Below are 25,963 nucleotides of genomic sequence, written 5' to 3' on the forward strand. Positions count from 1 at the left end.
GAATATCTGGCAATGCCTGGGAATATAAGGAATGTTGTCGCGAAACCCCCGCTCCGCGGCCACGAGAATGCCCCATGTGCCACCTGTTGTCACGGAGCATTTCACCCCGTATCATTGCGGGCCCGGCAGGGTGCAAGCCCTGCCGTCGACCGTTCACGGAGAGGTGGCAGAGTGGTCGAATGTACCTGACTCGAAATCAGGCGTACGTGTAAGCGTACCGAGGGTTCGAATCCCTCCCTCTCCGCCAGTAAAAAGCAAAGGCCCCGCATCGCTGCGGGGCCTTTGCTTTTTCGGCAGATGTAAACATCACCGTTATTGCTGTATCAGGCGGGACGAGTGGGTCCCGCTCCGCCTGACGTTGGATTATTCCATCAGCATCTGAATGACTGCAGGACTGAGCGCGGATTTAGCGCCTGGCACGGGATCGTTCGGCGAAGCAGCCTTGACGACGAGATCGGGAGAGCTGGAGCTGTTGCTTTCCTTGTCGCCCGTGTATCGGGCGCCGAAGTGATATTCGGTCTTACCCATGGGAAGGGTATATGGATATCGTTGGATGGTCGGATCGCCCTAGCAGACGTAGAACCCGTAGGCATTGTCGTATCCACTGTCAACAATCGTCGACATCCGTGCTTCGGCGGGATGATCCGCGATCTTCGTGCCGGTGTCGTATATATGGATATTTCCGCCAATAGCGGAGTTCGCGCCGGTCACGATGTGTATGCCATCCACACGGGTAACCGGCATGACCTGGATACCCGGAACCGCATGGCCTTCAATGGTGATGGAGGTTGTCGTGGTGGTCTTGGCCCACGAGGATGTTGCAACAGCGTAAAAGACAGGCCGTCGCAAGAAGCCTGGCAGTACGCTTCATGGCCACTCTGCTATCAGGTCGTGGGTACAACGGCGAAGGCGCGAATGGCGCAGTCGTCAGCATTGAAGTCGTAGTCGAAGCTCATTTTCTGACCCGATGCCTTGGCTGCAAGCACGGATGCCCAGAGCAGCTTGTTCCGGTCGGGCGTATCGCTTGGATCGAGGGCCAGGCGGCCACTGGTACACACCGAGCCCGTGTAAAAAAGCGTCACTGTGGTGCCGCTGTATGTCTGCAAAAGAATTGACGAAGCAGGTACTTCGATGTGTACGGTTGCCATGGCACCAGTGCTGGCAGCCGCGCCTAACATGAAAACGGCGCATGCGACGGTGCTGCGAATCGATTTGTTCGAGCGCATTGAGTTTCCCCTGTTTTTGAGTTGACGGCTGCCGTTGGGTCGTCACGGTGTGTGGCGACTCTGGGAAAGTGACATGCAGTGTGAAAGTTTTCTGTAGGCTTGCACTGATTCCTTGTAAGGGTTTACCTACAATCGCCACCTTGTTCGGAGGTGCGGGTTCATGCAGTTATGTCAAAAAAGAACTGCAGGAAAATAGGTGCTTCATTGAGAGGCAACGGTTGTCGCATGGAATTCAAGCGCGCAGATCGACATCAATAGCCTCCCTGACACTTTGGGTTAAAAGTTCGGGACTGGGCGCCTGGGGAACTCAAAAGTCATAGATGGAGGAATGCTAATGGAGCATTCAATTCACGAATCCTACGTGCGCGAGAGGAAGGTCGAGCTGGTATCGACCGCGCGGGCCATGCTCGACGGAACACTGGGACTGATTGAGGGCGTTCGCCGATTGAATGACCTGCGTTTTCAGATCGACGATCCTGACAGTCCCGTATTTCATACTGTGAGAGTTGTCGAATCGGATATGGATGAAGTGCCTGTGGGTGACATTCGATCAAGGTTTGGCCAGACATTTCTTCAGCAGAAGGACGCCGAAGTGGCGGACTACCTTGGTTCTTCAGCTGACGATATCCAGCGTGCGTGTCGAGAAATCATTTCCAGATTTGAAATGAATATGGACGGCTCCCCTGCGATGGAGCTGCGCGGTGGAGAGGGGGCCGAGACGTCACGTGGAAAAAAATTGTGAGCGTGTCATCAATGGTGCTGAACAGGCAGCGACTCAAGAATGTCGTTCTTCTTTTGGCAGGCTCTGTTGCAGCCCTTTTGGTTCATTTTCTTATCTATGATTTCCGCTACATCTGGTACGCATCGGTCAATGATGGGTGGCGACTAATCTACGTCTTTGCCGGGTTTGTTGTGGTGTACCTGCTGGAAATAATTTTTGTTCCTGCAAGGTGGCTTCTGTTCGTCAGCGCCTTCTTGGTTTTGATATTGCCGTCGATTTTCCAGAGTCATCCTCAAGTCCCATTGGATGCTTTGTTTTTGTTCATCGGTGCTGTTTCATCCGGCGTGCTTGCCTGCCTGGGCTACCTCAGGATCAAGTGGTGCACTTGATCGTGCGTTGTCGAAGCGGCAGCTTCCAAAGAGCGTATGCGCTCCCGCGATAGCTACTCAGATTAGTCTGAAAATTCGGTCTCTTTTATCCAAACGGGTTGACGCTTCGCGTCATCGCCGCGATCCTCACCGCGTCGCCGCACATCGGCGACCGGGTCTCGAAGCCCGAACTTTGGCGCGAAAGGTGTCGTCTCAAGCGACTCCTTTCAGCGTTGCTTATGCTTGCGTCCCGACGTTTACGGCGGGCGTGCCGGGCGGGCTTGTCCCGACCGCTCCAAAGTGCGGCTTCGAACCTGGCACGCCCGCCACCTACATCCTGTGGGTGGCGGACATCCACGGAGAGGATGCCGCTATGAGCAGCAAGCAAGACCAATTGTCCGCGTCGTATGTCCTGAAGTCCGGCCATGACCTGTCCATTCCGTGCCCACTATGCAAAGGCAGTCGCGCCCTGAAGCTGGGTGATATCCATGAAGCGATCACCGAACGTTTGTCCGGTATGCGTGGTGTCGCCGATCTTCTTATCGACGTACCGATGATCGATGCCGAGCAAGGCTCGGTGGCGCAGGCTGCGTATGTGTTGCGTGGGTTGATCGACGAGGTGGTTGAGATTTATCGGGTGATGAATCTGGGGACTCGCGAATCTTCGAATCGGGCGGAAACGTATTCGTAATTCACGTTACGGGAACCGGGCATTCGCCCGGTTTTTTCTTTCAGAGACCTTCTTCGAATTAACTGGAATGCCGGGGTCGTAATCGAGCGGCGCTTTTGTGTGGGAGTGCGCCTGCGCGCGAAAGCCGGCAGGGCGAGGAAGCCAGAAGCTCCCATCCGCAAGCCCTGCCTCAGGGCTGCGGATGCAACCGGCATCTTCGCCGCTACGTCGGCTTTCGCGCGCAAGCGCGCTCCCACAAGGGTTGCCGAAAGTCGCTCGACAATAAAGGATCGGATTTATTGAACAGCGGTATAGACTCCGCAAGCCGCACTTAACTTAGCGTATGGACCTACCTGCATGGCAACAAAAACGCCTTTTCCCGAGGCAGGTTTCCTGCGTCGCCTTGAAGCCTTCTGCGAGGTGGCGCCTACGCTCGTTGATCCCTCGCTGCCGCCTTTGCTCGCTCGCCATGTTTCCACGACGGATGGAACTGAACAGTGGGAGCCCACCGAAGCTGGAGCATCCCTGGTGCACGTGCTCAGGGCATATGACGCGACGCTACAGGCAGCGTTCGACACCGAGCTCGTGGCTGACGAACTGCGTCGCTATCAACGGTTCGCGCGTCCGGGCCAGCCCTCGGCGAGCATTATCCAGTTGCGTCAAAAACAGGCGGTTGCCCGATTGGCTTCTAGCCGGGCCAAGCAGGCGTTGCTTCAGGCCGAGGTGGGATTCGTGCGGGCAGCGGGCATCAATGTGCCTCCCCGCAAGGGTCTTGAGGCCTTCATGCTCGAATGGATCAGTCGGCATGTGCCCAAGGATCTGGTCGCGCCGGAAACCAGTCAGGACGCTTAATCGACCGGGCTCGACGAACGCCTCAATAGACCGGACGCTCCGCGATCGCAGCCGCGAGCGAGTTCAGCGCTTTGACGATGAGCGACGACATCGCCGGATCACCGGCGATGTCGTCGGCATCCATGCCTTTCGAGAGAAGATCGATCGCGATCGAAGCGTCGTCGATTACGTCGGCGGACATCGTCGTGAGGACGAGGCGTAGCGCATTCTGAGCAGCCGACGCACGGGGCGAGGCATTGAAAAGCGCGACGGGCATGCCGGGAAAACTCGTGCTCCCGACGAGCCAGTCGAGAGCGTTCTTGAACGCGCCCGGGATGCCTCTTGCGTATTCCGGGCAGGCAATCAGAAATCCATCCACGTTTTCGATTCTGGCGTGCAGCTCCGCGACGATAGACGGAAGGGGGCTTTCCATATCGGGATTGAAATGCGGTAGATGGCTCAGGTCGCGGTATAGCTCGATGCTTGTGCCGCTCGGCGCGAGCATGCTTGCCGCCTTGAGAAGGGCCGTATTGGTAGACGCGGCGCGAAGGCTTCCGGAGATCGCGAGGAGGCGTGGCATGGACGGGATCCTGAAGCAGGGTTCCTATTTTCGCATGGGCTGTGCCGTTGGCGATCCTTGTCCGGCCTATTGACATGCGCCCGGACTACAGTTAATTATTTAGCTACTAAGCTAATTAACGAAGAGTCATGGCTGCCGACAAAGTCTTCGAAGCACTTGCCTCCCGGCCCCGCCGCGAGATCCTTGCCTACCTTTCGGCCCAGGAACTCACGGCGGGCGAGATCGCGAGCCGCTTCGCGATGAGCGCGCCGTCGATCTCGCGGCATCTGTCCGTGCTGGAGGCTTCGGGTCTCGTATCCAGCGAACGGCAGGGGCAGTTCATCGTTTACCGGCTGAACCGGGACAGCCTCGTCAACACGCTGACCGGTTTCGCTTTCGAGATATGTCCGAAGGCCGGGCCGCTGAAGCGCGAATCGCGCAAGCTGGCGGCGAAGAAGCAGGGCGCATAAGCACGACGGCCAGGCCGTCACCGGAAAGGGGAGTTCCATGTCGCATCGTTCTCGTGCCACCGCATCGTTTCCCTCCGCGCGCATTCCGTCTTCCTCGGGCGGGTTGCCGGTCGAGGTTTCGCTGATCGCACAGCTCGGCCACGGTGCCGGCAGTCAGTTGATTGCCGCGGCGCTCCTGCGCCAGAAGGCGCATGTCGACTTCGTCGACGAACTGGACGAGCCATCCGCGAAGCTGGCGGGTACGCACTTCGAACAGGGCGATGCGACATCGCTGTATACCTTCGCGGTCGGCGCCAAAGGCCATCCGTTCCATCGTCATGCCGGGCATCGGATTTTCACCGCCGTGTCGGGTAGCGCCGGTGCTCAGCTGCGCTTTTCCATGGCAACGCCCGACGAGCTGGCAGCGGATCCGGCGAACTTCCTTCGCGCGCTGCGCTACATCGATATTCCGCCCGACTCGCTGTTCACCGTGCGCTTCGGCGGCGGTACGTGGCACCAGTTCAGTCCGCTGCGTGCGCATTCGGGCCATCCCGCTTTTTTTGCCCTGTCGTGCCATACGAACGAACTGGGCGGCGATCTGCCCGAATCGCTGCGTCGTCAGGTGATGGCGAACGAGGCGACGATTCCTTCGCTGACCGAATTGTTGCCGGAAAACGTTCTCGCCCTTATCGAAGGCACGCCTGCCGATCGTTTGCATGTGCCCACCGTAGCGCTGACGCTGGAAGCCGCGCCCGGATCGATGCAGGGAACGATGTGCGATTTCGCGCGCCGTTTTTTCGGCGTGGCTCGGAGCGCGTTGGCCCGGCTTCGTCGTGCGGGTGGCTTCATGCGTGAAAGCGAAGGCCATCAGACTGTCATTGAAATGAACATCCCTGCCGCCGATTCGATGCTGCACGAGCAGTTCGCCGACCGCTTTCACCATCAGGACTCGTTTCTCCTGACGCTCGAGGACAATCAGTCGCAGGGACCAAAAGCATCGGTACTTCTCGCCTCGCTTCTGGATGGATTTCTGCACAATCCTCCAGTCGGTGTGTCGCGCATGATGACGTTGAGGAACATCCTCGTTCGTCCGCTTGGACTGCGTACTTCGCCCTTGGGTTGCCCGGTATCGTCGTTACTTGCCAAGCCGGATCGCCATGTATTCGCTGGCCGTTTCCCGGTACTCGATCAACGGGTCGACAAGGACGATACATACGCACAGGTCATCCTCGGTGCGGACGATAAACACCTGATGTTTCGTTCCTGCGTCGGCCTGCGCGTGGTCGATGGCCGGGTCGACGTGACGCTGGGTACGCGTGTGCGCTGCAAGAACCTGTTTGGCCATGTGTATATCCGTCTTATCGACCGCGTGCACCGTCGTTACGTCAGTCCGGCGATGCTGCGAAAAGCTGCCGAGCATGCGTTTGCGTCGCAGCCTGCCGCGGACATGGTGTTGCCGGGGGCGGTGCACGCATGATGCTTGCCGTCCTGTTGGCGATCGCACTTCCCGCGATGGCTGACCCACGCCCTTGCGCTGGCCAGCCGCCACTCGATTCATCCGTGCGAGCTTCCCTCATCAGGCACGTATCGCCACTCCTGGACAGCACGCCCCATCCGCCAGCGCGGGTGCATACGGAAGGGCTGTTACCCCATGAGGGTATTCGGGACGAAAGTATCGAGGTCGAGCGCGAGTTGCCGCTCATGCGGGATGCCGCACTGGCATGGCGGGCGGGGGCAGGGGATGCCTACCTGAAAATGGCCACGCGTTATCTCGATGCATGGGTGACGACGTACCACCCCGATTTCAATCCGATCGACGAGACGAATTTCGATGCCCTCATCGACACCTACACGCTGATCCAGCAGGCGATGCCGCCGGCGAACAAGGCACGTGCAACGCAGTTTCTGCGAGCGTGGGCACAGGGCTACGTCGAGCGGACGCACGATGCGCGAAAAGCGCATGACCATCGCGGGAGCTGGCAGAACAACTGGCAAAGTCATCGTGTAAAGCTGGTGACACTGATCGCCGTTGCCCTCGAGGACGCGCAGCTTTTTACCGAAGCCCGCGAACTTTACAGGGAGCAGGTAGCGCAGAACCTGCGTCCGGATGGCGAGCCCATCGATTTCGCCGAACGCGATGCCTTGCACTACGTGGTTTACGATCTGGAGCCTCTCCTGCGGGCCGCGCTCGCGGCTCGCTCCCGCGGCGAGAATTGGTATGCCGCCGACATCCATGGCGCCTCGCTGGAAACATCCGTTCGATGGCTTCGGCCCTATGCCGCCGGCGAGAAACAGCACGAGGAATTTGTCCACTCCACCGTGGCCTTCGATGCGAAGCGCGCTGCCATTGGCGCCAAGGGCTATGCCGGCCCTTTCGATCCGAAGACCGCCGCGAACGTGTACTGGATGGCCAGCGAATTCGACGCGGCATATCGGGCGCTGGCGCAGCGTCTGCGTTCGCAGCCACCGACGGACAGGTACGTATGCGCGGCGAAAGATTGAGCGGTTCGTGCCGCATTTCGCAGTTCGCACGCTGAACGGACAAATCGCAAGAAAAGACGGTCGTGAAGGCGCTGTACGACCATCTATCGCGCCATCCAACGATTTCGTTGCATCGAAAACGAAACGTCGTTAAGCGTATTTTCTTACGCGCCAAAGACATTCCTGAACGGGTTTTCACGACGAGAGGACAAACCTGTTTCCAGCAAGGATTCAGTCATTTTCGCGGGGGCAATCTTGCGTCGAAGTCGTCATCCCGGCGACCGTCTGGCTACCCTGAAAGGCGTGACGAATGAAAACTGGTCGGCAAGGCAATCGTTGGCTTCCCGGTGTTGCGTTGTGCATAGGCACACTCTCGATCGCGGCATGTCAGAAGTCGCCCGATGCGCCCGCGATACAGCCTGCCGCGGCTAGTACCGCCGCCCAGCCCGGAACGAACGCTCAGGCCTATGTCCCGCCGACGGCCGATCAGCTCTACCAGCTCGTCGCCCCCATCGCGTTATTCCCCGATAAGCTGGTCGCGCAAACACTTGCAGCGTCCGCGTATCCCGACCAGGTGACGGCGGCGGATGCATGGATGCAGCAGAATCGGGGCCTCAAGCCCGCTGCCTTGATCGATGCCGCGAATGCCCAGCCCTGGGACCCCAGCGTCAAATCGCTTACCGCGTTTCCCAGCGTCATCGATCAGCTGGCAAGGAATATCGACTGGACGACTTCGCTGGGCGATGCCTACGTCAACGATCCGAACGATGTTCTGAATGCCATCCAGGTCATGCGCCAACGCGCGCAGGCACACGGCAATCTGCGCAGCACGCCGCAGCAGAAGGTCGCGGTGGTCGATCGCACCAGCTACAGCGAGCCGGAGGTGGTCGATAGCGGCGACGCGCCGGTGGTTTATGAGGGGCCTTCCGTCGTGCAGGCGCCAGAACGCACGATTGTCATCGAGCCGGAACAGAGCGACGTCGTGTACGTCCCGGCATACGACCCGGGCGTGGTCTATGGCGACGAGGTCGAGGTGTATCGCGGCTACGACTATCGTCCGCCGCCTCGTTACAGCACCGGCGACATGGTCGCGACGGGCGTGATCTCGTTCGGTGTCGGTGTGCTTATCGGCGAGGCGTTCAGTCACCACGACGACCGCGATCGTCGCGACTGGGGCTGGCATGCGTGGAATATGAACTGGGGCGGCGGCGGTCGCGGAGACGGTCCGGGACGTCCGGAGGTGGTTTACAACAACCGTCCCTACGTGTCGCATTCCACGACAATCATCAATCGTGTGACCAATAACAACACCACCATCAATCGCAATGTGACGCAGATCGATAATCGTCATAACTTCAACAACGGCAACGTCAACAATATAAGCAACGTCAACAGCGGCAATCGCAATGTCGCCGTCGACCGGCGGCCGGAACAGGCGCCTGGCGCCGCGCCGCAGAACTTCCAGCGCCCCGCGCTTGCGGCCCAGCCGGGGCAGGGACGTCCGGCACCCGATTTTGCGCATATGCAGCGACCCAATTTCACCGAACAGATGACGCGTCCGAACCAGCCGGTGCCTGCCGCGCAACCGGGACGTCCGCAACCGTCGACGCCTCCGGCTGAGCGGAATCGCGGCAATCCCAATCCGAACGAGTTCACGCAGCGCGACAGAGTGCCTCTGCCCGTCACGCGCGAGTCGCTTCATCCGATGCCGCAAGGGCAAGCGCAGGCACAACCCGCTCGCGTACCAAACGAAGCGCAGCGTGTAAATCCGGACATGAGGCACGTGGATGTACCGCGTCAGGAACCGCGTCCGGCCGCACAGCAGCCGGCCATCGCACAACAACAACCACCGCGTCCCGTCCAGCAAGCCCGGCCCGTCGAGCAACCTCGGCAGGTGCAGGTGCCGCGCCCGGAGCAGCAGCCTCGCCAGGAGCAGCAACAGCGGGTAGAGGCGCCGCGTCAGGCATTCCAGCAACGTCAGGCGCCGCCACGTCCCGAGCCGCAGCAACGTGAAGCGCCGCCGCGTCCGCAGCCGCAACAGCAACCACGTGAAGTCATGCCACGTCCGCAGCCGCAGCAGGTTCGACAGGCGCCGCCACCTCAACAGCAGCAGCGCGAACAGCCGGCTCCGCGAGCGCAGCCTCCCCATCGCGAAGCGCCGCCGCCGAAGAAGGATGAGCACAAGGACGATAAGGGATAAGTAAAACGAGGCGATGCCCGTTCAACTACCTGTCCGGGCATACGCCTTTCCGTATCGACCGATCGGTCACGCCACCGTCAGTCCCAGGCTCGAAAGAAGCATCGACGCCTGTTCGCGCGAAATGGTCGCGCCCCTGAACGGCTTGGCATCCTGCAACGTCAGTCCGTGCAGACTTGCCTCGCGAAGGTCCGCGCCGTCGAAACGTGCGCCATGCAGGCGCGCGTTGCTCAGGCTGCCACCTGAAAAAATGGCCTCTCGAAAATCGGCATCCGTGAGATCGGCATCGGAGAAATCGAGGTTGTCGAGTTCGCATTTGCGAAACGAAAATCCGTTGAGAAACGCGCTGATCAATAACGTATCGCTGAAGGTCGCGCCCAGCGTCGATGCGCCGCTGAAATTGGCGCCGGTCAGCTTGCAGCCGGCGAACGTTGCGAATCCGAGACGGCTTCCCTGCCAGAGGCTGTTGTTGAAATCACAGGAGACGAAACTGCTTTCGTTGATCTTGGCTGACCGGAATATGGCCTTCCCGCCGCGACAGCCTTTCCAGGTCGTCGATTCGAGCAGGGCTGCCTTGAAGCTGGTTTCGACCAACAGGCATCGTTCGAAATAGCTGCCCGACAGATCCAGGCCCGAAAGATCGGCGTGCGAGAAATCCGCGCCCACGAACCACAAGGGTTTCGTCCGGTGGCGGACGGCGGCTTCCACGTCCGGGCGGGTTGGCGTCGGTGTTTCGATGAGCTGGAAATCGGTTTGGTCGGGCATGCCGGGCAGGATATCGCGGCGGACACATCTCGTCCCGTCTCAGATCGGCTGGGGATGATCCAGTCCCGCTGCCGTACCCAGTAGCAGATGTCTCATCGGTGCGATTTCGACGATCAGGGGAATGCCATAGCGACGGATCAGGCGTAGTGCGCCCGTGCCGCCACGCGCCAGCGTCGTGACCATGCGCACGCGACGTACGACATCGACATGTATGGCATGACGCTCGGTGCCATAGCGAGCGAATCGCGCGGGAAGATCGATGGACGTATCGGCCATGCGCAGTGCGAAGGCATAGCCGTCCTCGATGCCGAGATTCATGCCGCGCGCGCCGATGGGCGAATGGATGTGCGCGGCGTCGCCACCGAGTGCAACGCGACCGATGGCGCAGGTTTCCGCGATGCGATGGGCGATGTGGAACGAGGAAGACCATACGGTGTCGCCTGCGCGCGACCCGTTCGGCAGGTGATCGAGCGGGTTGGGAAAGCTGGCGATCACTCGCCATACGCGTGCGTCCAGCGCGAGCATGAAAATAAGACCTTCGGGAAGGAAGCAGACGTGCGCGCGATCGAGCGCGAGCGATGTTTCCATTTCGATGTCGAACAGAGGCCATGCTTCGGGAAACGACGTGCCCGGAAACGGAATGCCTAGGTTTTCGCGTATCGTGCTGCGCGCGCCGTCGGCGGCGAACAGGCCATCGACGTCGATCTGCTCCGTCCGCCCGTCGCCATGCGTGAGTTCGACATGGACGTGTTCGTCCTGTCCCTTGACCGACGCTGTCGTGGAGCGTTCGGCATGGATGCCATACGTCGCCAGTGCCTCGGCCAGCAACGCTTCGCTGCGCTCCTGCGAAATCACGTTGAGCTGATAGCGCGGATGAATGGCGCTGGTGTCGAACGACGCGATACGTTTCCAATGATCGTAGAAGGTCAGGCCCGAAACCGGTCGGCCCTCGGCAAGCATCCGGTCGGTGACGCCGGAGCTTTTGAGCATGTCCAGTGTGCGCGGGTTGACGACCAGGGCGCGGGAGTGCGCCGCCGGTTGCTCTGCTTTGTCGACAAGGCGTGCCGTGATACCGCGCCGTTTGAGGAAAAGGGCGGCGGCGAGGCCGGTGGGGCCGGCGCCGGCGATCAGGAATGAAGGGTCGGACACGGACGCACCTCCGGCATGGCTGGCGCACAGCCTCCACCGCGCGATGTTGCGCCGATGTGTAGGAGCCGGACCGGATCGTCGCGCAACGGCCAACCTGCTAACCTCGCGCGGCTGACCGTTCCGGAGATAAAACCATGAGTCTCATCCAGGTTCCCGTGTCCTACGGGGAACTCATCGACAAGATCACGATCCTCGAGATCAAGTCCGTCCAGATCAAGGACGAGGCGAAGCTCGCCAACGTGCGCAACGAACTCGATCTGCTGAACGCCACATGGGCGAACGACCGTGCTTCGGACACGGATATCACCGACGAATGGAAGCGCCTGCGCGAGGTCAACGAACGTCTTTGGGATATCGAGGACCGGATCCGCCTGAAGGAGCGTGCGCAGGCATTCGACAAGGAATTCATCGAGCTGGCCCGGGCGGTCTACTTCGAAAACGACGTGCGCGCCGCCGTGAAACGCGAGATCAATCTTGCGCTGGGTTCGCAACTGGTCGAAGAGAAGTCTTATCAGGACTACCGTTCGAGCGGCAGCGCGCCGAGCGTCTAACCGCTTAGCGACAGACCGAGGTGATCGGTGCAGGCTTCGAGCCGGTCGATCACCTCGTCCACGGCGATCAGGTCCATGACGCCGGGTTTCTCGATCTTCGTTCCCCAGGCGATATCCGCTGCCGGCTTACCCAGGAAGCGGCGCGAGGCTTCGTCGTATTTGTTCACGCACCAGCGCCGGTCCGAATACGGCCCCGAGCGATGCGGGTTGCTGGCCGCGTGCAGGCCCAGCACCTTCACCCCCGCGGCGTTGGCCATGTGCATCGGTCCCGAGTCGGGGGTCAGGATCATGGCGGTGCGGCCCAGCAGAGCCATGAAACGCTTCAGGGTGTCCTTGCCGGTCAGGTCCATCGGCGTCGACGTGGCTGCGGCCAGCACGGCGTCCGCCATGGCGCGTTCGCCGGAGGATGGGCCGCCGACCAGCGCCACGCGCAGACCGCGCGCCATCGCATGATCGATCACCGCCGCATAACGCTCCGGACGCCAGTTGCGCAATTCGTGGCTGGACGTGGGGCTGACGAGCAGGGTGGGCGCGTCGCCCGGCAATTGTTCGTGCGCCCAGGCGTGGGCATCGTCGGGAACGGGAATGTCCCAGGCAACGTCCGTCTGACGCATACCCAGCGGTTCGATGAAGCTGCCGAAGGCGTCCAGTACGTGTTCGCCGCTGCGTGCGGGAATCCGTTCGTTGACGAACAGGCCGTGCAGATCTTTGGAACGGGCACGATCGTAACCGATGCGACGGTCGGCGCTGACCCCCAGGCTCAGCAGGTTCGAACGCAGGGCCACCTGCATATGCAGCAAGGCGTCGAACCGGCGGCCGGCCAGTGCCTGGCGCACCGCCCGCATGCCTTCGCGTCCTTTGCCTTTGTCGAACATGACGAACTCGACGCCGGGCAGGTCGCCCACCAGCCGTTGCTCCAGCTTCCCGACGATCCACGTAATGGACACGCGGGGCGCCTTTTCCTTAAGCGTGCGTATCAGCGGCACCACATGCGTGACATCGCCGATGGCGGAGGTCCGCAGGATGCAGATGCTGGATTCGCCCGAAGGAAGCGGACGGCTTGGTAGACTGCTCACGATCTGATGGATATCCGGTGGAATGGCCGCGAAGGGCGACCGAAAGCGATGACAGACGAACGAATCCACGAGGACTCCGTCGGAACGATTCTGTTCGACGGGGCCCTCGCCCCACAAGTCGACGGCCAATGGTTCCTGGCCGATTACTGGCGCGCGCGCGGTGGATTGCGCATGCAGCCCGGCGGCCGTGGCGGCGTGGCGTTCATCGACACGCCGGCCGGCGAGGCCGCCCTGCGCCATTATCGGCGCGGCGGGCTGGTCGCGAAACTATTTGGCGACCGTTATCTGTGGACGGGCCGTGACAGAAGTCGCAGTGTCCGCGAATTCCGCCTGCTGGCCGAGCTGCAGCGTCGCGGCCTCCCTGTGTCGCCGCCGCTGGCCTCGCGGTATGTCCGGCATGGCCTGCGCTATACCGCGGACCTGATCACCCTGAAGATTCCCGCTGCGACGACGCTGGCCGAGTGCCTGGCGTCGGGCGATTTCGACGCCGCCCTGGCGTCGCGGGTGGGCGAGCTGGTGGCGCGATTCCATCGCCAGGGCGCCTGGCATGCCGATCTGAATGCCCACAATATCCTCGTCAACGAAGCAGGCCTGTACCTGATCGACTTCGATCGCGGACGGTTGAGGACGCCCGCGGAAGGCTGGCGGCGGGCGAATCTCGCGCGCCTGCATCGATCGCTGCTTAAGCTGGGCGCGGGTAAGCTGGCCTCGTTCGAGGACAAACTCTGGCCCGTCCTTGTCGATCATTACGAACAGGCATACGCGGCATGAACTGGCATCTGCATTTTCTCGGCACCGGGGCAGCGCATGCGGTCGAGCTGGGCTCGTCCGCCGCGGTCGTCGAGCGCGATGGCAAACCGTCGCTGCTGATCGACTGCGGGCCGGACACGCTGGACCGTTACATCGCCGCCTACGGCGAACCGCCCCGCGCGCTGTACATCACGCATATCCACATGGATCACGTGGCGGGTATGGAACGGCTGTTTTTCCGGCTGTGGTTCGACGAAAACCTTCGCGGGAAGACGCGCATCTACGTGCATGCCGCACTGGTGCCCTGGCTGCAGGGCAGGGTGGCCGACTATCCCGGCGTCCTGGCGGAGGGCGGTGTGAACTATTGGGAAGCCTTCCGGCTGATTCCCTGTACGCGGGGTTTCTGGCACGAGGGGGTCTGGTTCGATGTTTTCGCCACGCGCCATCACGTGCAGGGCACTTCGTACGGTCTCGCGCTCGGCGGAAGCCTCGTCTATACGGGCGATACCCGTCCGGTACCCGAGGCCCTGGCATTGCTCGGCGCCGGCAGCGAGGTCATCGCGCATGATTGCGGGCTGATCGGCAATCCGTCTCACAGCGGCGTGGACGATCTGGAGCGCGAGTACGCGCAGGCGTTCCGCGACCGCATGGTTCTTTACCACTACGGCAGCGAGGCCGATGGCCGGGATCTGGCGGCTCGTGGCTATCGCGTGGCCCATACCGGCGAACGCATCGCTTTGCCGCCGCCCGCACCCCCGCGTCCCGGCGCAGGTTGAGCCTCGCCGCTTGTCTGAATGTCGCGCTGACGTTATCCTTCCGCTTCTTTGCCGGACCAGGATGCCGGTGAAGAAGGTAGTACCGGTGTGGAGAGGTGTCCGAGTGGTTGAAGGAGCACGCCTGGAAAGTGTGTATACGGTAAAACGTATCGCGGGTTCGAATCCCGCTCTCTCCGCCAGTTTTGCAGTCCGCGACCTGTAATGTCCGCGATGCGCAGCAAAACAGCCGTTTAGAAAGAATCACGTCTTATGGTGGCCCTGTCGGTCCCCCCGCGACGATAGTCTGCAAACTCCGCCAGGTCCGGAAGGAAGCAACGGTAGTAGACGACTCGGGTGCCGGGGTGTGGCTGGCAGGGCCGCCACTTTTTCCGGGGTCCGGAACGGCGGATCACCTTGCCGCCGGAAACGCAAGCTACCGCGACCCGGCGCACCTTGGCACAATCCCCTGTCGCCCCAAGGTATCCACGCATGTCCTATCAGGTCCTCGCACGAAAGTGGCGCCCTCGCAAGTTCGCCGAACTCGTGGGCCAGGAACATGTCGTCCGCGCACTTACCAATGCGCTCGAATCCGGTCGCATGCATCACGCCTACCTGTTCACGGGTACGCGCGGTGTCGGCAAGACCACCATCGCGCGCATCTTCGCCAAGTCGCTCAATTGCGAGCGTGGCGAGTCGGCCGATCCGTGCGGCGAATGCGCGGTCTGCACGGCCGTCGACGCCGGGCGCTTCGTCGATCTGCTGGAAATCGATGCGGCGAGCAACACGGGCGTCGACGATGTGCGCGAAGTGATCGAGAACGCGCAGTACGCACCCTCGCGCGGACGCTTCAAGGTTTACCTCGTCGATGAGGTGCACATGCTGTCCAAGCCGGCGTTCAACGCGCTGCTGAAGACGCTGGAAGAACCGCCTCCGCATGTGAAGTTCCTGCTGGCGACCACCGATCCGCAGAAGCTGCCGGTCACGGTGCTGTCGCGTTGCCTGAAGTTCAACCTCAAGCGCCTGTTGCCCGAGCAGATATCCGGACAGATGCGCCACATCCTCGGTGCGGAAGGCATCGAGTTCGAAGGCGAGGCCATCGGCGAGCTTGCGCATGCGGCGGACGGTTCGCTGCGCGATGCGTTGTCGTTGCTCGACCAGGCCATCGCCTATGGCGGCGGCGCGCTTCGCGCATCGGATGTGCGCGCCATGCTCGGCAGTGTCGAGCGTGGGCAGGTCCTTGGCCTGCTCGACGCGCTGGCGTCGGGCGACGGTCCGGGCCTGATGGCCGAGTGCGATCGTATCGCTTCGTTCTCGCCGGATTTCGGTGGCGTGCTCGACGACCTGGCGACCGTGCTTCACCGCGTTCAGCTGATGCAGCTCGTCCCGGGGTATCGGGGCGAGGAAAGCGACGAAGGTCTTGCCGCGCTTGCCGAACGCATCGTGCCGGAAGATGTGCAGCTCTATTACCAGATTGCCACCAGCGGACGTCGCGAGCTGCCGCAGGCGCCGGATGCGCGCATCGGTTTCGAGATGGCCTTGCTGCGCATGCTGGCGTTTCGTCCAGCGGACGGCGGTTCGTCCGCTTCCCCGGTCCCGCCGGCGACGCGTTCGGCCACTCCTGCGCCGACGGGGCAAGCACCTTCCGCCGCCGCACCGGTTCGAAGCGCCGCTCCCGTCGCCCCGGCTCCGGTCGCCCGGCCTGCTGCGCCCGCGCCCGTGCGTGCGGCGGCTCCGGTCGAACCTCCGGCACCCGCTCCGGCCCCGCGCCCGTCCGCGCCTCTCGTCCTGGATGCCAATGGCATGCCTGACTGGGCCGAACTCGTGGAGCGCGCCGGTCTTCGCGGTCCCATCGGTCAGCTGGCGCAGAACTCGTCGTTGCGCGAACTGGACGGCGAGAGCATGACGCTGGCGCTGAAGCCGTCGCATCTGCATCTGGCGGTCGAGCCGTTGACCAGTCAGATGGAAGAAAAACTCACCGTCGCACTCGGACGTCGCGTCCGTCTGCGTTTCATCGCCGATCACGGTAATCTCGAAACCCCGGCCCATCGCATGGCGCAGGCGCGCAGCGATGCGCAGGCCGCCGCCGAGGCGGCTATCGAGAACGACCCGATCGTGCAGACCCTGGTACGCGAGCTCGATGCGCGTGTCATTCCGCAATCCATCAAACCCGTGGAGCCAAGAACGTGAAAGGTCAGATCGGTCAGCTGATGCAGCAGGCCCAGCGCATGCAGGATGAAATGAAGCGTGCGCAGGAAGAAATCGCGAAGCTCGAAGTCACCGGCAGCGCCGGCGGCGGTGCCGTTACCGTGACGATGTCCGGTGGTCACGAGGTGCGCAAGGTCAGTATCGATCGCCAGCTTTTCGCGGACGATCCGGAGATGGCCGAAGACCTCGCCGCCGCCGCGGTGAACGATGCGGTCAACAAGATTTCGGAAGTCAGCAAGAACCGGCTGGGTGGTGTGACCTCCGGTCTGAACCTGCCGCCCGGTTTCAAGATGCCGTTCTGATCAGTCCATGACGACTGGCTCCCGACTCCTCGGCGAACTCATCGACGCACTGCGCTGCCTTCCGGGCGTGGGTGCGAAGAGTGCGCAGCGCATGGCCTTCCACCTGCTCGAACGCGAGCGGGAAGGTGGCCTGCGCCTGGCCTCGGCGCTGGAATCCGCGATGCGCGATGTGGGCAACTGCACGCGCTGCCGCAATTTCAGCGAGACGCCGGTGTGTTCGTTGTGCGCCAGTCCCAGCCGCGACAAGCAGGTGCTGTGCGTGGTCGAGTCGGCATCCGATCTTGCGGCGATCGAACAGGCCACGGGATTTCGCGGCCATTACTTCGTTCTGCTGGGCCGGCTTTCGCCTCTGGACGGCCTGGGTCCCGACGAACTCGGTCTGCCGTTACTTGCCGAGCGACTGGGCGAGGGCGAGATCGAGGAAATGATCATCGCGACGAATCCGACCGTGGAAGGCGAGGCGACGGCCCACTACGTGGGGCAGCTTGCGCGCGCCGCGGGTATTCGCGCCACACGGTTGGCCCACGGCGTGCCGCTCGGTGGCGAACTCGAATTCGTCGACCGGGGCACGCTCGCCCATGCCTTTGGCAGCCGGCAATCGCTGAGCTGACCATCATCGAAGGAGTTACCCGATGAGCGACACCATCTTCGCGAAGATCGTCCGGCGCGAGATTCCAGCCGATATCGTTTACGAGGACGATGACGTCCTGGCATTCCAGGATCTCAATCCACAGGCCCCGGTGCACGTGCTTTTCATTCCGAAGCGCGCCATCGCCACACTGGACGATGCGACACCGGCGGATGCGGCACTCCTCGGCAAATTGCTGCTCGCGGCAGCGGCGTATGCGCGAAACGAAGGCCATGCGAAGGACGGCTACCGCACGGTCGTCAATTGCAACGAGTACGGCGGACAGACGGTCTTCCATCTGCACGTGCATCTTCTCGCGGGTCGCCAGATGCACTGGCCGCCGGGATGATCTCTATCGTTAGCGCAAAAAAAACGCCGGCGTGAGCCGGCGTTTTTTTATCAGCGTGGACGCGGTGGCGGAGCCACCGGACGCGGCACGACGATCACGCGCGGACGGTACCAGAACGGATCGCCCCACGGACCATAGCCGTAGCCGCCCCACGACGGACCGAAGCCCGGACCCCAGAACGGGTCGTAAAAACCTGGCGGATAGCGGGTAACCGGTACGCGCTTGGGCCACAGGTAGACGACATCGGCTTCGACGCGCGGATAGGCATAGTCGAAGTCGCCGACTTTCTGCGACACCGCGCCGTGCACCGTACCCGTGACGGTGATTTCGCGACCGCGGGTAAACACTTCCGGATCGTAGAAGCCGTCGCGGCAGGCCACGAAACGGCCCTGGCTATCGGACTTGCTGGCGGTCGGACGCGCTTCGCTGTCCAGCGGTTCGGACAGGACGAAGAAGCAGGTCTGCTGCGGACCCGGCTCGGTCTTGATGATTTCGCCACCCCAGCGCACCTTCGCACCCGGCGCGCCACCCTGCTGGGCACCCGCCGTGGAAACGTCGTTGAACTGGCCCTGCAGCGGCTGCGGCACCGTAGCGCATGCGCCAAGAGCCATGGTCGCCGCAACAATGGCCAACGGTTTGTACATCGACATGTGATTTCTCCCAGCGGAACCGCACCGGACATTACCGGCACTTCGATCTATTTGACCACGCGACGCGGTTTGAATTCCCTCACCTTACCGCCAAATTCGCGTAGCGGTTCAGGCGGCGGTTCGTCAAAGGCATAGCGTAACCGTATATACAGTCCGGCAAGCGCCTCCAGGGACGCCCGATCGCCCGGCAGAGCCCGCGCGGCCCGCGCAAAATAATGACGCGGACCTTCGCTGACCCGTCGCGCGACGCCAGCCCGGGCGAGTTTTGCCTCGAGACGACGCATCCACGCATCCAGTGCATCGCCTTCGCGTGGCCGGAACAGCGCCCAGGTCAGTGCGACGACCACCAGCAACGCGCAACCTATCACCAGTATCAGCGAGAGCTTGCCCACGTCGGCGCGCGCGATGCCAAAGGGGCGCAGCAAGCCTTGCTGGCGTAGCGCGTCGAACCCGATAACGCCACGACCCCACCACTGGTTGACGATATCCATGCGGTTGCGAAATTCGCGCAGCCATTGTCCGCTCAGGGAGTTTTCGCCGGGTTGCGCGGCGGCTGCGCCCAGCTGGCTGACGCGCTCCGGCCGTACCGCTCCCGTGGGGTCGTAGCGTACCCATCCGCGTCCGGCCAGCCAGATTTCGCTCCATGCGTGTGCGTCGGACTGACGAACGAGCAGGTAGTTGCCAAGCGTATTCCAGTAACCGCCCTGGTAACCGGTGACGACGCGCGCGGGAATGCCCGCGGCGCGCATCAGGAAGGTAAAGGCGGACGCGTAGTGCTCGCAGTAGCCCTGATGGGTATCGAACAGGAAGTCGTCGATGCGGTCGCGGCCCAGCGGAGGTGGCGCGAGCGTGTAGCTGAAACCGCCGTCCCGGAAAAGTCCGAGCGCCGCGAGGGCGATCGAACCATCGTCGTTGCCGAAACGTGCTCTCCAATCGGCCGCCAGGGCGCGTGCTTTCGGTCCTACATCATCGGGCAGTTGGAGGGCCATATGCCTTACCGACTCGTCCAGCTCGGGTTCGAAGTGGTAGCTGGTGGTCGAGGCGACGCGGTACCGGACGACCTCGTCGATGCGATTGTTCGCCGTCACCGTGCGATCCGGCAGCATGCGGGACTTTTCCGGTGGCGCGACAGGCGCGTCGAGGACGGGCATGGCGAATTCGTGCGTTGCTTCGAGCGCAATTTCATACGTGACGTTATTGCCCGGGACCAGGGTCGAAGGCGCGCGCCGGTATGCTCCGCCACCCGCGCGCCATTCCTTGCCGTCGAACATCCACAGAACGTAAGCCCTGAAATAACGTGCCGGACGATCGGGCATCTTGCCGCCATCGAAGGTCACGCGCATGGCGGGCGCGTCGTCGGTAAGCAGTTCGGTCATGTCGCCGGGGGACATGCGGCTGGACAGGCCCGTGCGAGCCTGGTTGTTCATTGGCGCGCCCCATAACGGCGACGAAAGACGAGGCACGAACAGAAAGGCGAACAGCGCCAGCGGTATGGAAAGCGCCAGCATCAGCAGCGGCGCTGAGAACTCGCCGGTCAGACGCGCCGGTTCGGGACGTGCATCCTCCAGCGAACGCAGCGTGGCCAACGCGGGCAGCAGCGCCAGCGCGACGAAGGCGGTCGCGAACATGCCCTGGTCGAACAGCAGCGCGCTCATCAGTGCGAAGCAGGCGAACGTCACACCCACGCGCGCATCGCGACGGTGTTCGCTTTCCAGCAGTTTCAGCACGAGCAGGCCGACGGCGAATGCGCTTCCCGGCTCGCGTCCGAAAATCGATCCGTACGTCGCGACGATCGAGGCGAGCAGCAGGGCGACCAGCGGAATCTTCAGCCATGCGGATACATTGCGCGCGTGTGTCCTGCGCTGGCGCCAGCGCAGCGCGAGTATCGCCAGCAACGAAACGGTCAGCCACCAGGGCAAATGCAGTGCATGGACCGCCACGACCGCTGCCATCGTCGTGCACAGAAGATCGAACGAACGTCCGCCAATGGGTGGATCGGAGGGCGAGACGCGGCGTAACGAGAATCGCGAACGCGTCATGGCTGCAACGCCAGCGCGGTCATGCAGCGATGGTAATGTTCATCGCCCTGGGCAATGTCGAAGTAACGATCCGGCAATTGCAGGCTCCAGCGACGCCCGCCCTGATGGCCTTCGTCGATCCAGCGCGCCAGCCGCGAAATGCGCGATTCGGCATCGAGCCCGTGTATGTTGTCCCAGTCCAGCCGCCAGTCTTCCTTGGGCGCGGGCTGCTCCATGTCCTTCACCAGCAGATCGTGATGCCGTGCGCTGAGTTTCCATGCGATCTGCCTGCGCGGATCGCCGGGCCGGTAGTCGCGCAGCGAGGCCAGCTCATCGCCCACGCGGGGGCGGCCCCGGTCGGCATCGCCCTGCGGTTCGAACGGTGGGGGTCCAAACGCCTCGGGACGCGGATAAACCAATACCTGACGATCGGGGTTCAGCCAGCTCCATGCGCGGAACATGCCTAACGGCCAGGTCGTATAAATGCGCATGCGTGGCAGCGGGAGCCAGCCACGCATCTCCGTAAGAAGTTCGAATTCGGCCGTTGCGGCGCCATGCGCCGGTACCTGCAGTGCGAGCTGCTGTTCGTGCACGTCCAGGTGCACGCCGGTCCTTGCCTCGTCGTTCGTGGAGATATCCAGCGACACGCGAATGGACGAACCGGCCACCGCGCTGTCCGCGCGCAATGTTCCGATGGTCAGGCCGTTGAGCACGCGAAAGGCGACGAGCATGCTTCCGGCGCTGGCGGCGCCCAGCAGGCAGGTGAGGATCAGCGCGGCGTTGTTCGCATAGTTGAGCGCACCGACCAGCATCACGCACAGCAACACGGCAAAGCCCAGACCGAACCCGGTCGGGACGATATAGATGCGCCGGCGATTGAGCAGGATGGGCAGGGGTTCGCGCTGGCGCATGCGCGTCAGCGAAGGCAGGCGCTTCTCGGCCAATGCGACAACGCGTCGCCAGTGACTGGCCAGCGTCATCAGGGCACCGGCACCTCGGCGAGGAGGGCGCGGGCAATGGCTTCGCGATGACTGCCTTTGCCGGGAACCAGACGATGCGCGGCGACGCATACGAAGACGGTCTGAATGTCTTCGGGAATGACGTAGTCGCGGCCGCTGACCAGCGCCCAGGCGCGGGCCGCCGCCAGCAAGGCAAGGCCCGCGCGCGGCGATAGCCCCACGCGTACATCGCTGTGTTTGCGGCTGGCGGTGAGCAACGCCTGCAGATAGTCGAGCAGGGTGCTGCTGGCTTTCACTGCCTGCGCGGCGACGTGCAACGCGGCGATGGACGCGATATCCAGGCGCGGCTCCAGCGTCGCCATCAGATCCCGTCGATCGGCGCCGGTCAGCAGGGCGCGTTCGGCGGCGGGATCGGGGTAGTCGAGGGACAGCCGCAACATGAAGCGATCCAGCTGCGAATCCGGCAGCGGAAACGTACCGGCAAGATCGAGAGGGTTCTGGGTGGCCACCACGAAAAACGGTCGCGGCAGATCGTGGGTCTGGCCATCCACGGTCGTCTGGCCTTCGGCCATGGCTTCGAGCAGGGCGCTCTGGGTCTTGGGCGTGGCGCGGTTGATTTCGTCGGCCAGCAGGAGACTGGTGAAGATGGGGCCGGGGTGGAAACGGAACTGTCCCGTCTCGCGCTCGTATACGCTGACCCCGATAATGTCCGACGGCAACAGATCGCTGGTGAACTGAATCCGCTGGAATTCGAGGTCGAAGGTTGCCGCGAGCGCATGCGCCAGCGTGGTCTTGCCGACACCGGGCACGTCTTCCAGCAGCAGATGGCCGCCGGCGATCAGGCAGGTGAAGGCGAGTTTGACCTGCCGCGGTTTGCCCAGAAGGACGCCATTGACCTGCGCCAGCGCGCTTTCCAGTCGGTGGTGCAATGTTTCATCGCGAAGTGGAGTCGTTGCGGACATGATCGATGCGTGCGCCCCCTGGCCATATGACAATGCGTGATCGGATCAGTGTAGCGGCGGCCGTACGAACGTGGCGAGGCATATTCCTCGTTCTGTTCGCCATCGTATCGCTCGCGAAGATCGCCATAGCGTGCCGCCTGTCGCCGTTCGGCGACGAGGCGTTTTACTGGCAGGAAAGTCTTGCCCCCGCATGGGGCTATAGCGACCTTCCGCCATTGACGGCATGGCTGATCCATATCGGGGAGATGCTTGCCGGACACAATCTTTTCGGTATGCGTTTGCCGTTTCTGCTTATCGGCGCCGCGATTCCCTGGCAGGTGCGTGCGCTTGCGCTTCGTTACGCCGGGCAGGAACAGGGATGGCAGGCGGCGCTTGGCGCGCTGCTGCTTCCGCTGGCGGGCAGCCTTGGCGTGCTGGCGCTGCCCGATGTGCCGCTGACCTTCGGCATCCTGCTCGCCATGCAGGGTCTTTGCGCGGCGATGGACCGCGATCGCGCCCGCGACTGGCTGCTGTTGGGTATCGGTCTCGCGTTGTGCTGGGCCACTCACTATCGCGCCGCGATGCCGATGCTCGCGGGATTGATCATGCTCTGCGTCACGCCGCGCGGCAGGGCGCAATGGCGCCAGCCCGGTCTGTGGGGAGCCCTTCTGGTCGCTTCGATCGGACTGCTGCCGATCGTCGTGTTCAACGCCGCTCAGCATGGTGTCGGTATCGGTTTTCAGGTGGTGGATCGTAATCCGTGGAGCTTCCAGCCGGGTGCGCTGGTGCAGCCGCTGGAACAGGCGATGGCCTGTACGCCGCTGGCTTATGTCGTGCTGCTCTGGGCGGCCTGGCAGGGCTGGCGCCGTCGCGCGCATGCCGGATGGGACGTGCTGGGTGTTGTCGGCATCACCTTCGTCGCCGCGTATTTCGTGCTGGGGCTATTCGCCGACGACGTGCGATTCCGTGCGCACTGGCCACTGCCCGGATACCTGGTGCTGATCGCCGCGCTGCCGATGCTGGCCGGGTCGATGTCGCGCACATGGCGTCGCGTCATCGCCACCGCTTTTTTTATGGCGGGCCTGGGTCTTGCGGCGGGACTCGGTTATCTCGGGCTGGCGGCGTCGACCGAAGGTCCGCGCGTATTGGCCGGTTATAAGGCGTTTCCGTCCAATTTCACGGGCTGGCGAGAGAGCGGTGTCGAAGCCGGAAAGCTGCTCGCGGCACGGCCGGATGCATTGCTGGTCGCCGACAATTTCATGCTGGGCGCCGAGCTGCGTTTCGCGCTTGGCGCGCAGCAGGCCGTTTACGTATTGGACAGTCCGTTCAACGACAAGCACGGCCGTGCGCCGCAACTTGCCATCTGGCGAAGGGACGAAGCGGCCTTGCTGGCGGATGCGCCCGGGCATCACGTTCTGTTGGCCGTGGATGAAACCTCGATGCGCGAAGGTGCGAGGCGCGACTGGTTGGGTTCGCTGTGTTCGCGCGTGGCCTCGCCGGTTCTGGTGGCGCGGCTGGATCTGTTCGAAGGGCGGCGACGCTTCGCGTTCTACGACGCGACGGTGCCATCGATGGCTCTGCCGCCCATGACCGCCGACGATTGCGTTGTGTGGATGAATGCGTGGCGGGCGGGGATGTCGGACTGAAGGTCAGGGCAGCACGACGCCCGCTTCGCGCAGCAACCTCGCCGTCGCGATAAGCGGCAATCCGATCAATGCGGTCGGATCGACGTTCTCGATACGCTCGAAAAGTGTGATGCCAAGACCTTCGCACTTGAAGCTGCCCGCACAATCCAGCGGGCGCTCGCGTTCGACATAGCGCGCGATATCGCTGTCCGACAGATGCCGGAAGACCACCCGGGTGTCGTCGACGGCGGTTCCGGCATATCCGGCGGGGCCGAGAACGCAGACCGCCGTATGGACCACGACTTCGCGTCCCGAGCTGGCCCGCAACTGTTCGACGGCCCGTTCGGCGGTGCCGGGTTTGTCCAGCACGCGTCCACCGAGATCGGCCACCTGATCCGAGCCGATGACAATGGCGTCGGGATGGATGGCGGCCGCCGCCTTCGCCTTGGCCAGTGCCAGACGCTGGGCGCGTTCGCGCGGCATTTCGTCGGGAAGCGGCGATTCGTCGGTGCCCGGCGCGGCCTGGATGAACTCGGGAAGGATGCGATGCAGCAGCTCGGCGCGATAGCGCGACGTGGATGCGAGGAGCACTCGCGGGGTAACGGTCATGCTAGAAATCCCGGTGAATGTGTTCGCGCACGGCGACGTCGAGGGCGTGCTGGGCGTCGTCCAGCGCCCGCAGGCGCGGTTCCAGTTGCTGGCGGGCGCGGGCGAGAGCGTCCACGGCATCGTCGAGTTCGCGCTGGCTGGCATCCGGGGCCTTGTCGCGAATCCACAGGCGCTGCTGGAGCAGGGCGCGCAGCCCGGAATCCAGCGCGTGCTGGGCCTCGACCTCGCCCGCGGCGGGCAGGTCGGGACTGACCGACATCACCGCATGGGCGCGTTGGAGTCGTTCTCTGCAGTCCTTGAGATCGATTTCCAGGCGGTCGGCGTGATCGAGCAGATCCTGCAGGGCCCCGTGCCGGCGTCGCGAACGGTGATGGACGGCCAGCCAGACGACCAGCCCGACTGCGAAGGTCGCGAGCACCGCAAGTGCATAAATTGCATATGAAAACACTCGGGTGACTTCCCTCGGCAGGCACGATGCCGCACACTCGCTGATAGCGTGCCAGTCTGCCCGAAAGGGATCGGTTCAGGCAAAGAGGCTTCCCGAGCCCATCGAACGGCCCTAACAAGTTGACTTCAGGGATGTTCATGCCTACCATTTCACGATTATGTCCGTGACACTGCCATCGTCCGTGGACGCTTGGCGCATGGTTTCGGCGCGGCGTTCGTTTTCCGGAATCCTTCCCGTATCGGGTTTTCCCCGTCTCGGTGAGGTCATTGCGTCTCCGGAAGGCGATGTGAAGTACGAGCTGGAATTCGGTCGCGACGAGTTCAACGTCCGTTATGTCGCCGTCCGTATCGAGGCGCCGTTGACGTTGATCTGTCAGCGCTCGCTCGAGCCGTTCGTGATGACAGTCAATGTCGACACGCGTCTCGGACTGATCGTCAATGAAAATGAAGAATCCGGCCTTCCACCCGGTTACGAGCCTCTGCTCGTCGAGGAAGACGGAAGACTCGATCCGGTTACCGTGATCGAGGATGAATTGCTGTTGGTGCTGCCCCTGGTTCCGATCAACCCGGATGCCGAGCTGCCTGACGACATTGTTGGACCCGATGAAACCGAGCAGGATTCGTCGGATACGCCCCCAAACCCGTTCGCGATTCTGCGCGAACTCAAGAATCGTTAGATTTC

At 62.7% G+C, this 25,963-nt stretch carries 30 protein-coding genes, 2 tRNA genes and 1 other RNA gene; 20 read left to right on the forward strand and 13 right to left on the reverse strand.

Annotated features, from left to right (window positions below; all coding sequences use genetic code 11):
• Window positions 1-157 precede the first annotated feature (157 nt).
• Window positions 158-247, forward strand: a tRNA-Ser gene (locus EC912_RS01885).
• 116 nt (window positions 248-363) lie between these two features.
• Here EC912_RS01885 and EC912_RS19290 read toward each other — a convergent pair.
• The 3 genes from EC912_RS19290 to EC912_RS01890 all read right to left on the reverse strand — a co-directional run bounded on the left by EC912_RS19290 (window position 364) and on the right by EC912_RS01890 (window position 1,226).
• On the reverse strand, window positions 364-528 hold the full coding sequence (locus EC912_RS19290) for a hypothetical protein (protein WP_165973466.1): 165 nt from the start codon (window positions 526-528) through the stop codon (window positions 364-366).
• 39 nt (window positions 529-567) lie between these two features.
• Window positions 568-744, reverse strand: a complete 177-nt coding sequence (locus tag EC912_RS19295; RefSeq protein ID WP_165973467.1) for a hypothetical protein — start codon at window positions 742-744, stop codon at window positions 568-570.
• Window positions 745-884: 140 nt separating this feature from the next.
• Window positions 885-1,226 (reverse strand): hypothetical protein, encoded by a 342-nt coding sequence (locus EC912_RS01890; protein ID WP_132141440.1) that lies wholly within the window; start codon window positions 1,224-1,226, stop codon window positions 885-887.
• 334 nt (window positions 1,227-1,560) lie between these two features.
• Here EC912_RS01890 and EC912_RS01895 point away from each other — a divergent pair, with 334 nt between their 5' ends.
• The 4 genes from EC912_RS01895 (at window position 1,561) to EC912_RS01910 (ending at window position 3,837) form a co-directional block, all read left to right on the forward strand.
• Window positions 1,561-1,968, forward strand: coding sequence for a hypothetical protein (locus tag EC912_RS01895; RefSeq protein ID WP_132141441.1), 408 nt, complete (start codon window positions 1,561-1,563; stop codon window positions 1,966-1,968).
• Window positions 1,965-2,336 (forward strand): hypothetical protein, encoded by a 372-nt coding sequence (locus EC912_RS01900; protein WP_132141442.1) that lies wholly within the window; start codon window positions 1,965-1,967, stop codon window positions 2,334-2,336. The genes EC912_RS01895 and EC912_RS01900 overlap by 4 nt, the downstream gene beginning before the upstream one ends.
• 352 nt (window positions 2,337-2,688) lie before the next feature.
• A complete protein-coding gene (locus tag EC912_RS01905; RefSeq protein WP_132141443.1) occupies window positions 2,689-3,006 on the forward strand; it encodes a hypothetical protein in 318 nt (105 codons plus the stop codon).
• 336 nt (window positions 3,007-3,342) lie between these two features.
• Window positions 3,343-3,837 carry a hypothetical protein gene (locus tag EC912_RS01910; protein WP_132141444.1) on the forward strand — a complete coding sequence of 165 codons (495 nt, stop codon included), beginning with the start codon at window positions 3,343-3,345 and terminating at the stop codon, window positions 3,835-3,837.
• Between the two features lie 22 nt (window positions 3,838-3,859).
• Here EC912_RS01910 and EC912_RS01915 read toward each other — a convergent pair whose 3' ends face one another.
• The gene (locus EC912_RS01915; RefSeq protein WP_132141445.1) at window positions 3,860-4,396 is read right to left on the reverse strand and encodes an NADPH-dependent FMN reductase; all 537 of its coding nucleotides are present in this window, start codon (window positions 4,394-4,396) and stop codon (window positions 3,860-3,862) included.
• A gap of 128 nt (window positions 4,397-4,524) precedes the next feature.
• Between EC912_RS01915 and EC912_RS01920 the strand changes: the two genes are divergently transcribed.
• The 4 genes from EC912_RS01920 (at window position 4,525) to EC912_RS01935 (ending at window position 9,505) form a co-directional block, all read left to right on the forward strand.
• Complete coding sequence (locus EC912_RS01920; RefSeq protein ID WP_132141446.1) at window positions 4,525-4,845, forward strand: metalloregulator ArsR/SmtB family transcription factor; 321 nt, start codon at window positions 4,525-4,527, stop codon at window positions 4,843-4,845.
• Window positions 4,846-4,882: 37 nt separating this feature from the next.
• Window positions 4,883-6,301, forward strand: a complete 1,419-nt coding sequence (locus EC912_RS01925; protein ID WP_132141447.1) for a DUF2867 domain-containing protein — start codon at window positions 4,883-4,885, stop codon at window positions 6,299-6,301.
• 83 nt (window positions 6,302-6,384) lie between these two features.
• Window positions 6,385-7,326, forward strand: coding sequence for an alginate lyase family protein (locus EC912_RS01930; RefSeq protein WP_165973470.1), 942 nt, complete (start codon window positions 6,385-6,387; stop codon window positions 7,324-7,326).
• 289 nt (window positions 7,327-7,615) lie between these two features.
• Entirely contained in the window at window positions 7,616-9,505 is a 1,890-nt protein-coding gene (locus tag EC912_RS01935; RefSeq protein WP_132141449.1) for a DUF3300 domain-containing protein, read from the forward strand.
• A 66-nt stretch (window positions 9,506-9,571) separates the two neighbouring features.
• Here EC912_RS01935 and EC912_RS01940 read toward each other — a convergent pair whose 3' ends face one another.
• A complete protein-coding gene (locus EC912_RS01940) occupies window positions 9,572-10,267 on the reverse strand; it encodes a pentapeptide repeat-containing protein (protein ID WP_132141450.1) in 696 nt (231 codons plus the stop codon).
• 39 nt (window positions 10,268-10,306) lie between these two features.
• Window positions 10,307-11,416 (reverse strand): FAD-dependent oxidoreductase, encoded by a 1,110-nt coding sequence (locus EC912_RS01945; protein WP_165973471.1) that lies wholly within the window; start codon window positions 11,414-11,416, stop codon window positions 10,307-10,309.
• A gap of 134 nt (window positions 11,417-11,550) precedes the next feature.
• Between EC912_RS01945 and EC912_RS01950 the strand changes: the two genes are divergently transcribed.
• Window positions 11,551-11,967 carry a DUF6165 family protein gene (locus EC912_RS01950; protein WP_132141452.1) on the forward strand — a complete coding sequence of 139 codons (417 nt, stop codon included), beginning with the start codon at window positions 11,551-11,553 and terminating at the stop codon, window positions 11,965-11,967.
• Here EC912_RS01950 and EC912_RS01955 read toward each other — a convergent pair.
• Window positions 11,964-13,043 (reverse strand): glycosyltransferase family 9 protein, encoded by a 1,080-nt coding sequence (locus EC912_RS01955; RefSeq protein ID WP_243649101.1) that lies wholly within the window; start codon window positions 13,041-13,043, stop codon window positions 11,964-11,966. The genes EC912_RS01950 and EC912_RS01955 overlap by 4 nt on opposite strands.
• Window positions 13,044-13,091: 48 nt before the next feature.
• Here EC912_RS01955 and EC912_RS01960 point away from each other — a divergent pair, with 48 nt between their 5' ends.
• From EC912_RS01960 to EC912_RS01995, 8 genes are all read left to right on the forward strand, one after another.
• Complete coding sequence (locus EC912_RS01960; protein WP_132141453.1) at window positions 13,092-13,814, forward strand: 3-deoxy-D-manno-octulosonic acid kinase; 723 nt, start codon at window positions 13,092-13,094, stop codon at window positions 13,812-13,814.
• Window positions 13,811-14,569, forward strand: coding sequence for an MBL fold metallo-hydrolase (locus EC912_RS01965; RefSeq protein WP_132141454.1), 759 nt, complete (start codon window positions 13,811-13,813; stop codon window positions 14,567-14,569). Before EC912_RS01960 ends, EC912_RS01965 begins: the two co-directional genes overlap by 4 nt.
• Before the next feature lie 89 nt (window positions 14,570-14,658).
• Window positions 14,659-14,748, forward strand: a tRNA-Ser gene (locus tag EC912_RS01970).
• An 80-nt stretch (window positions 14,749-14,828) separates the two neighbouring features.
• Window positions 14,829-14,925, forward strand: an RNA gene (ffs, locus tag EC912_RS01975) — signal recognition particle sRNA small type.
• 112 nt (window positions 14,926-15,037) lie between these two features.
• Window positions 15,038-16,735, forward strand: coding sequence for a DNA polymerase III subunit gamma/tau (dnaX, locus tag EC912_RS01980; RefSeq protein WP_132141455.1), 1,698 nt, complete (start codon window positions 15,038-15,040; stop codon window positions 16,733-16,735).
• On the forward strand, window positions 16,732-17,055 hold the full coding sequence (locus tag EC912_RS01985; protein ID WP_132141456.1) for a YbaB/EbfC family nucleoid-associated protein: 324 nt from the start codon (window positions 16,732-16,734) through the stop codon (window positions 17,053-17,055). Before dnaX ends, EC912_RS01985 begins: the two co-directional genes overlap by 4 nt.
• Window positions 17,056-17,062: 7 nt before the next feature.
• Entirely contained in the window at window positions 17,063-17,665 is a 603-nt protein-coding gene (gene recR / locus EC912_RS01990) for a recombination mediator RecR (protein ID WP_132141457.1), read from the forward strand.
• Window positions 17,666-17,687: 22 nt separating this feature from the next.
• Window positions 17,688-18,032: a histidine triad nucleotide-binding protein gene (locus EC912_RS01995; RefSeq protein ID WP_132141458.1), complete on the forward strand. Its 345-nt coding sequence runs from the start codon at window positions 17,688-17,690 to the stop codon at window positions 18,030-18,032.
• A gap of 50 nt (window positions 18,033-18,082) precedes the next feature.
• Here the strand turns inward: EC912_RS01995 and EC912_RS02000 are convergent, their stop codons facing one another.
• From EC912_RS02000 to EC912_RS02015, 4 genes are read right to left on the reverse strand one after another with little or no spacing between them, the layout of a single operon-like run.
• Window positions 18,083-18,682: a Slp family lipoprotein gene (locus EC912_RS02000; RefSeq protein WP_132141459.1), complete on the reverse strand. Its 600-nt coding sequence runs from the start codon at window positions 18,680-18,682 to the stop codon at window positions 18,083-18,085.
• A gap of 47 nt (window positions 18,683-18,729) precedes the next feature.
• Entirely contained in the window at window positions 18,730-20,721 is a 1,992-nt protein-coding gene (locus tag EC912_RS02005; RefSeq protein WP_132141460.1) for a transglutaminase TgpA family protein, read from the reverse strand.
• Window positions 20,718-21,680: a DUF58 domain-containing protein gene (locus EC912_RS02010; RefSeq protein ID WP_243649102.1), complete on the reverse strand. Its 963-nt coding sequence runs from the start codon at window positions 21,678-21,680 to the stop codon at window positions 20,718-20,720. The genes EC912_RS02005 and EC912_RS02010 overlap by 4 nt, the downstream gene beginning before the upstream one ends.
• Complete coding sequence (locus tag EC912_RS02015; RefSeq protein ID WP_132141461.1) at window positions 21,680-22,621, reverse strand: AAA family ATPase; 942 nt, start codon at window positions 22,619-22,621, stop codon at window positions 21,680-21,682. Before EC912_RS02015 ends, EC912_RS02010 begins: the two co-directional genes overlap by 1 nt.
• Before the next feature lie 32 nt (window positions 22,622-22,653).
• On the opposite strand from EC912_RS02015, the gene EC912_RS02020 reads away from it, so the two are divergent.
• On the forward strand, window positions 22,654-24,246 hold the full coding sequence (locus EC912_RS02020; protein WP_165973472.1) for an ArnT family glycosyltransferase: 1,593 nt from the start codon (window positions 22,654-22,656) through the stop codon (window positions 24,244-24,246).
• A gap of 3 nt (window positions 24,247-24,249) precedes the next feature.
• Here EC912_RS02020 and EC912_RS02025 read toward each other — a convergent pair whose 3' ends face one another.
• Both EC912_RS02025 and EC912_RS19485 read right to left on the reverse strand, forming a co-directional pair.
• Window positions 24,250-24,834: a Maf family protein gene (locus tag EC912_RS02025; RefSeq protein WP_132141463.1), complete on the reverse strand. Its 585-nt coding sequence runs from the start codon at window positions 24,832-24,834 to the stop codon at window positions 24,250-24,252.
• A 1-nt stretch (window position 24,835) separates the two neighbouring features.
• Window positions 24,836-25,282: a hypothetical protein gene (locus tag EC912_RS19485; protein ID WP_132141464.1), complete on the reverse strand. Its 447-nt coding sequence runs from the start codon at window positions 25,280-25,282 to the stop codon at window positions 24,836-24,838.
• A 286-nt stretch (window positions 25,283-25,568) separates the two neighbouring features.
• Between EC912_RS19485 and EC912_RS02035 the strand changes: the two genes are divergently transcribed.
• Window positions 25,569-25,958, forward strand: coding sequence for a YceD family protein (locus EC912_RS02035; RefSeq protein WP_343136907.1), 390 nt, complete (start codon window positions 25,569-25,571; stop codon window positions 25,956-25,958).
• Window positions 25,959-25,963: the final 5 nt, after the last annotated feature.

Source organism: Luteibacter rhizovicinus (assembly GCF_004342265.1).
In the GTDB taxonomy this organism is placed as follows: Bacteria; Pseudomonadota; Gammaproteobacteria; order Xanthomonadales; family Rhodanobacteraceae; genus Luteibacter; species Luteibacter rhizovicinus_B.

Coding starts and splice junctions, on each gene's coding strand:
- EC912_RS19290 (WP_165973466.1), bottom strand. CDS start 528: ATGGGTAAGACCGAATATCACTTCGGCGCCCGATACACGGGCGACAAG.
- EC912_RS19295 (WP_165973467.1), bottom strand. CDS start 744: ATGCCGGTTACCCGTGTGGATGGCATACACATCGTGACCGGCGCGAAC.
- EC912_RS01890 (WP_132141440.1), bottom strand. CDS start 1,226: ATGCGCTCGAACAAATCGATTCGCAGCACCGTCGCATGCGCCGTTTTC.
- EC912_RS01895 (WP_132141441.1), top strand. CDS start 1,561: ATGGAGCATTCAATTCACGAATCCTACGTGCGCGAGAGGAAGGTCGAG.
- EC912_RS01905 (WP_132141443.1), top strand. CDS start 2,689: ATGAGCAGCAAGCAAGACCAATTGTCCGCGTCGTATGTCCTGAAGTCC.
- EC912_RS01910 (WP_132141444.1), top strand. CDS start 3,343: ATGGCAACAAAAACGCCTTTTCCCGAGGCAGGTTTCCTGCGTCGCCTT.
- EC912_RS01915 (WP_132141445.1), bottom strand. CDS start 4,396: ATGCCACGCCTCCTCGCGATCTCCGGAAGCCTTCGCGCCGCGTCTACC.
- EC912_RS01920 (WP_132141446.1), top strand. CDS start 4,525: ATGGCTGCCGACAAAGTCTTCGAAGCACTTGCCTCCCGGCCCCGCCGC.
- EC912_RS01925 (WP_132141447.1), top strand. CDS start 4,883: ATGTCGCATCGTTCTCGTGCCACCGCATCGTTTCCCTCCGCGCGCATT.
- EC912_RS01935 (WP_132141449.1), top strand. CDS start 7,616: ATGAAAACTGGTCGGCAAGGCAATCGTTGGCTTCCCGGTGTTGCGTTG.
- EC912_RS01940 (WP_132141450.1), bottom strand. CDS start 10,267: ATGCCCGACCAAACCGATTTCCAGCTCATCGAAACACCGACGCCAACC.
- EC912_RS01950 (WP_132141452.1), top strand. CDS start 11,551: ATGAGTCTCATCCAGGTTCCCGTGTCCTACGGGGAACTCATCGACAAG.
- EC912_RS01960 (WP_132141453.1), top strand. CDS start 13,092: ATGACAGACGAACGAATCCACGAGGACTCCGTCGGAACGATTCTGTTC.
- EC912_RS01965 (WP_132141454.1), top strand. CDS start 13,811: ATGAACTGGCATCTGCATTTTCTCGGCACCGGGGCAGCGCATGCGGTC.
- dnaX (WP_132141455.1), top strand. CDS start 15,038: ATGTCCTATCAGGTCCTCGCACGAAAGTGGCGCCCTCGCAAGTTCGCC.
- recR (WP_132141457.1), top strand. CDS start 17,063: ATGACGACTGGCTCCCGACTCCTCGGCGAACTCATCGACGCACTGCGC.
- EC912_RS01995 (WP_132141458.1), top strand. CDS start 17,688: ATGAGCGACACCATCTTCGCGAAGATCGTCCGGCGCGAGATTCCAGCC.
- EC912_RS02000 (WP_132141459.1), bottom strand. CDS start 18,682: ATGTCGATGTACAAACCGTTGGCCATTGTTGCGGCGACCATGGCTCTT.
- EC912_RS02005 (WP_132141460.1), bottom strand. CDS start 20,721: ATGACGCGTTCGCGATTCTCGTTACGCCGCGTCTCGCCCTCCGATCCA.
- EC912_RS02010 (WP_243649102.1), bottom strand. CDS start 21,680: ATGACGCTGGCCAGTCACTGGCGACGCGTTGTCGCATTGGCCGAGAAG.
- EC912_RS02015 (WP_132141461.1), bottom strand. CDS start 22,621: ATGTCCGCAACGACTCCACTTCGCGATGAAACATTGCACCACCGACTG.
- EC912_RS02020 (WP_165973472.1), top strand. CDS start 22,654: ATGCGTGATCGGATCAGTGTAGCGGCGGCCGTACGAACGTGGCGAGGC.
- EC912_RS02025 (WP_132141463.1), bottom strand. CDS start 24,834: ATGACCGTTACCCCGCGAGTGCTCCTCGCATCCACGTCGCGCTATCGC.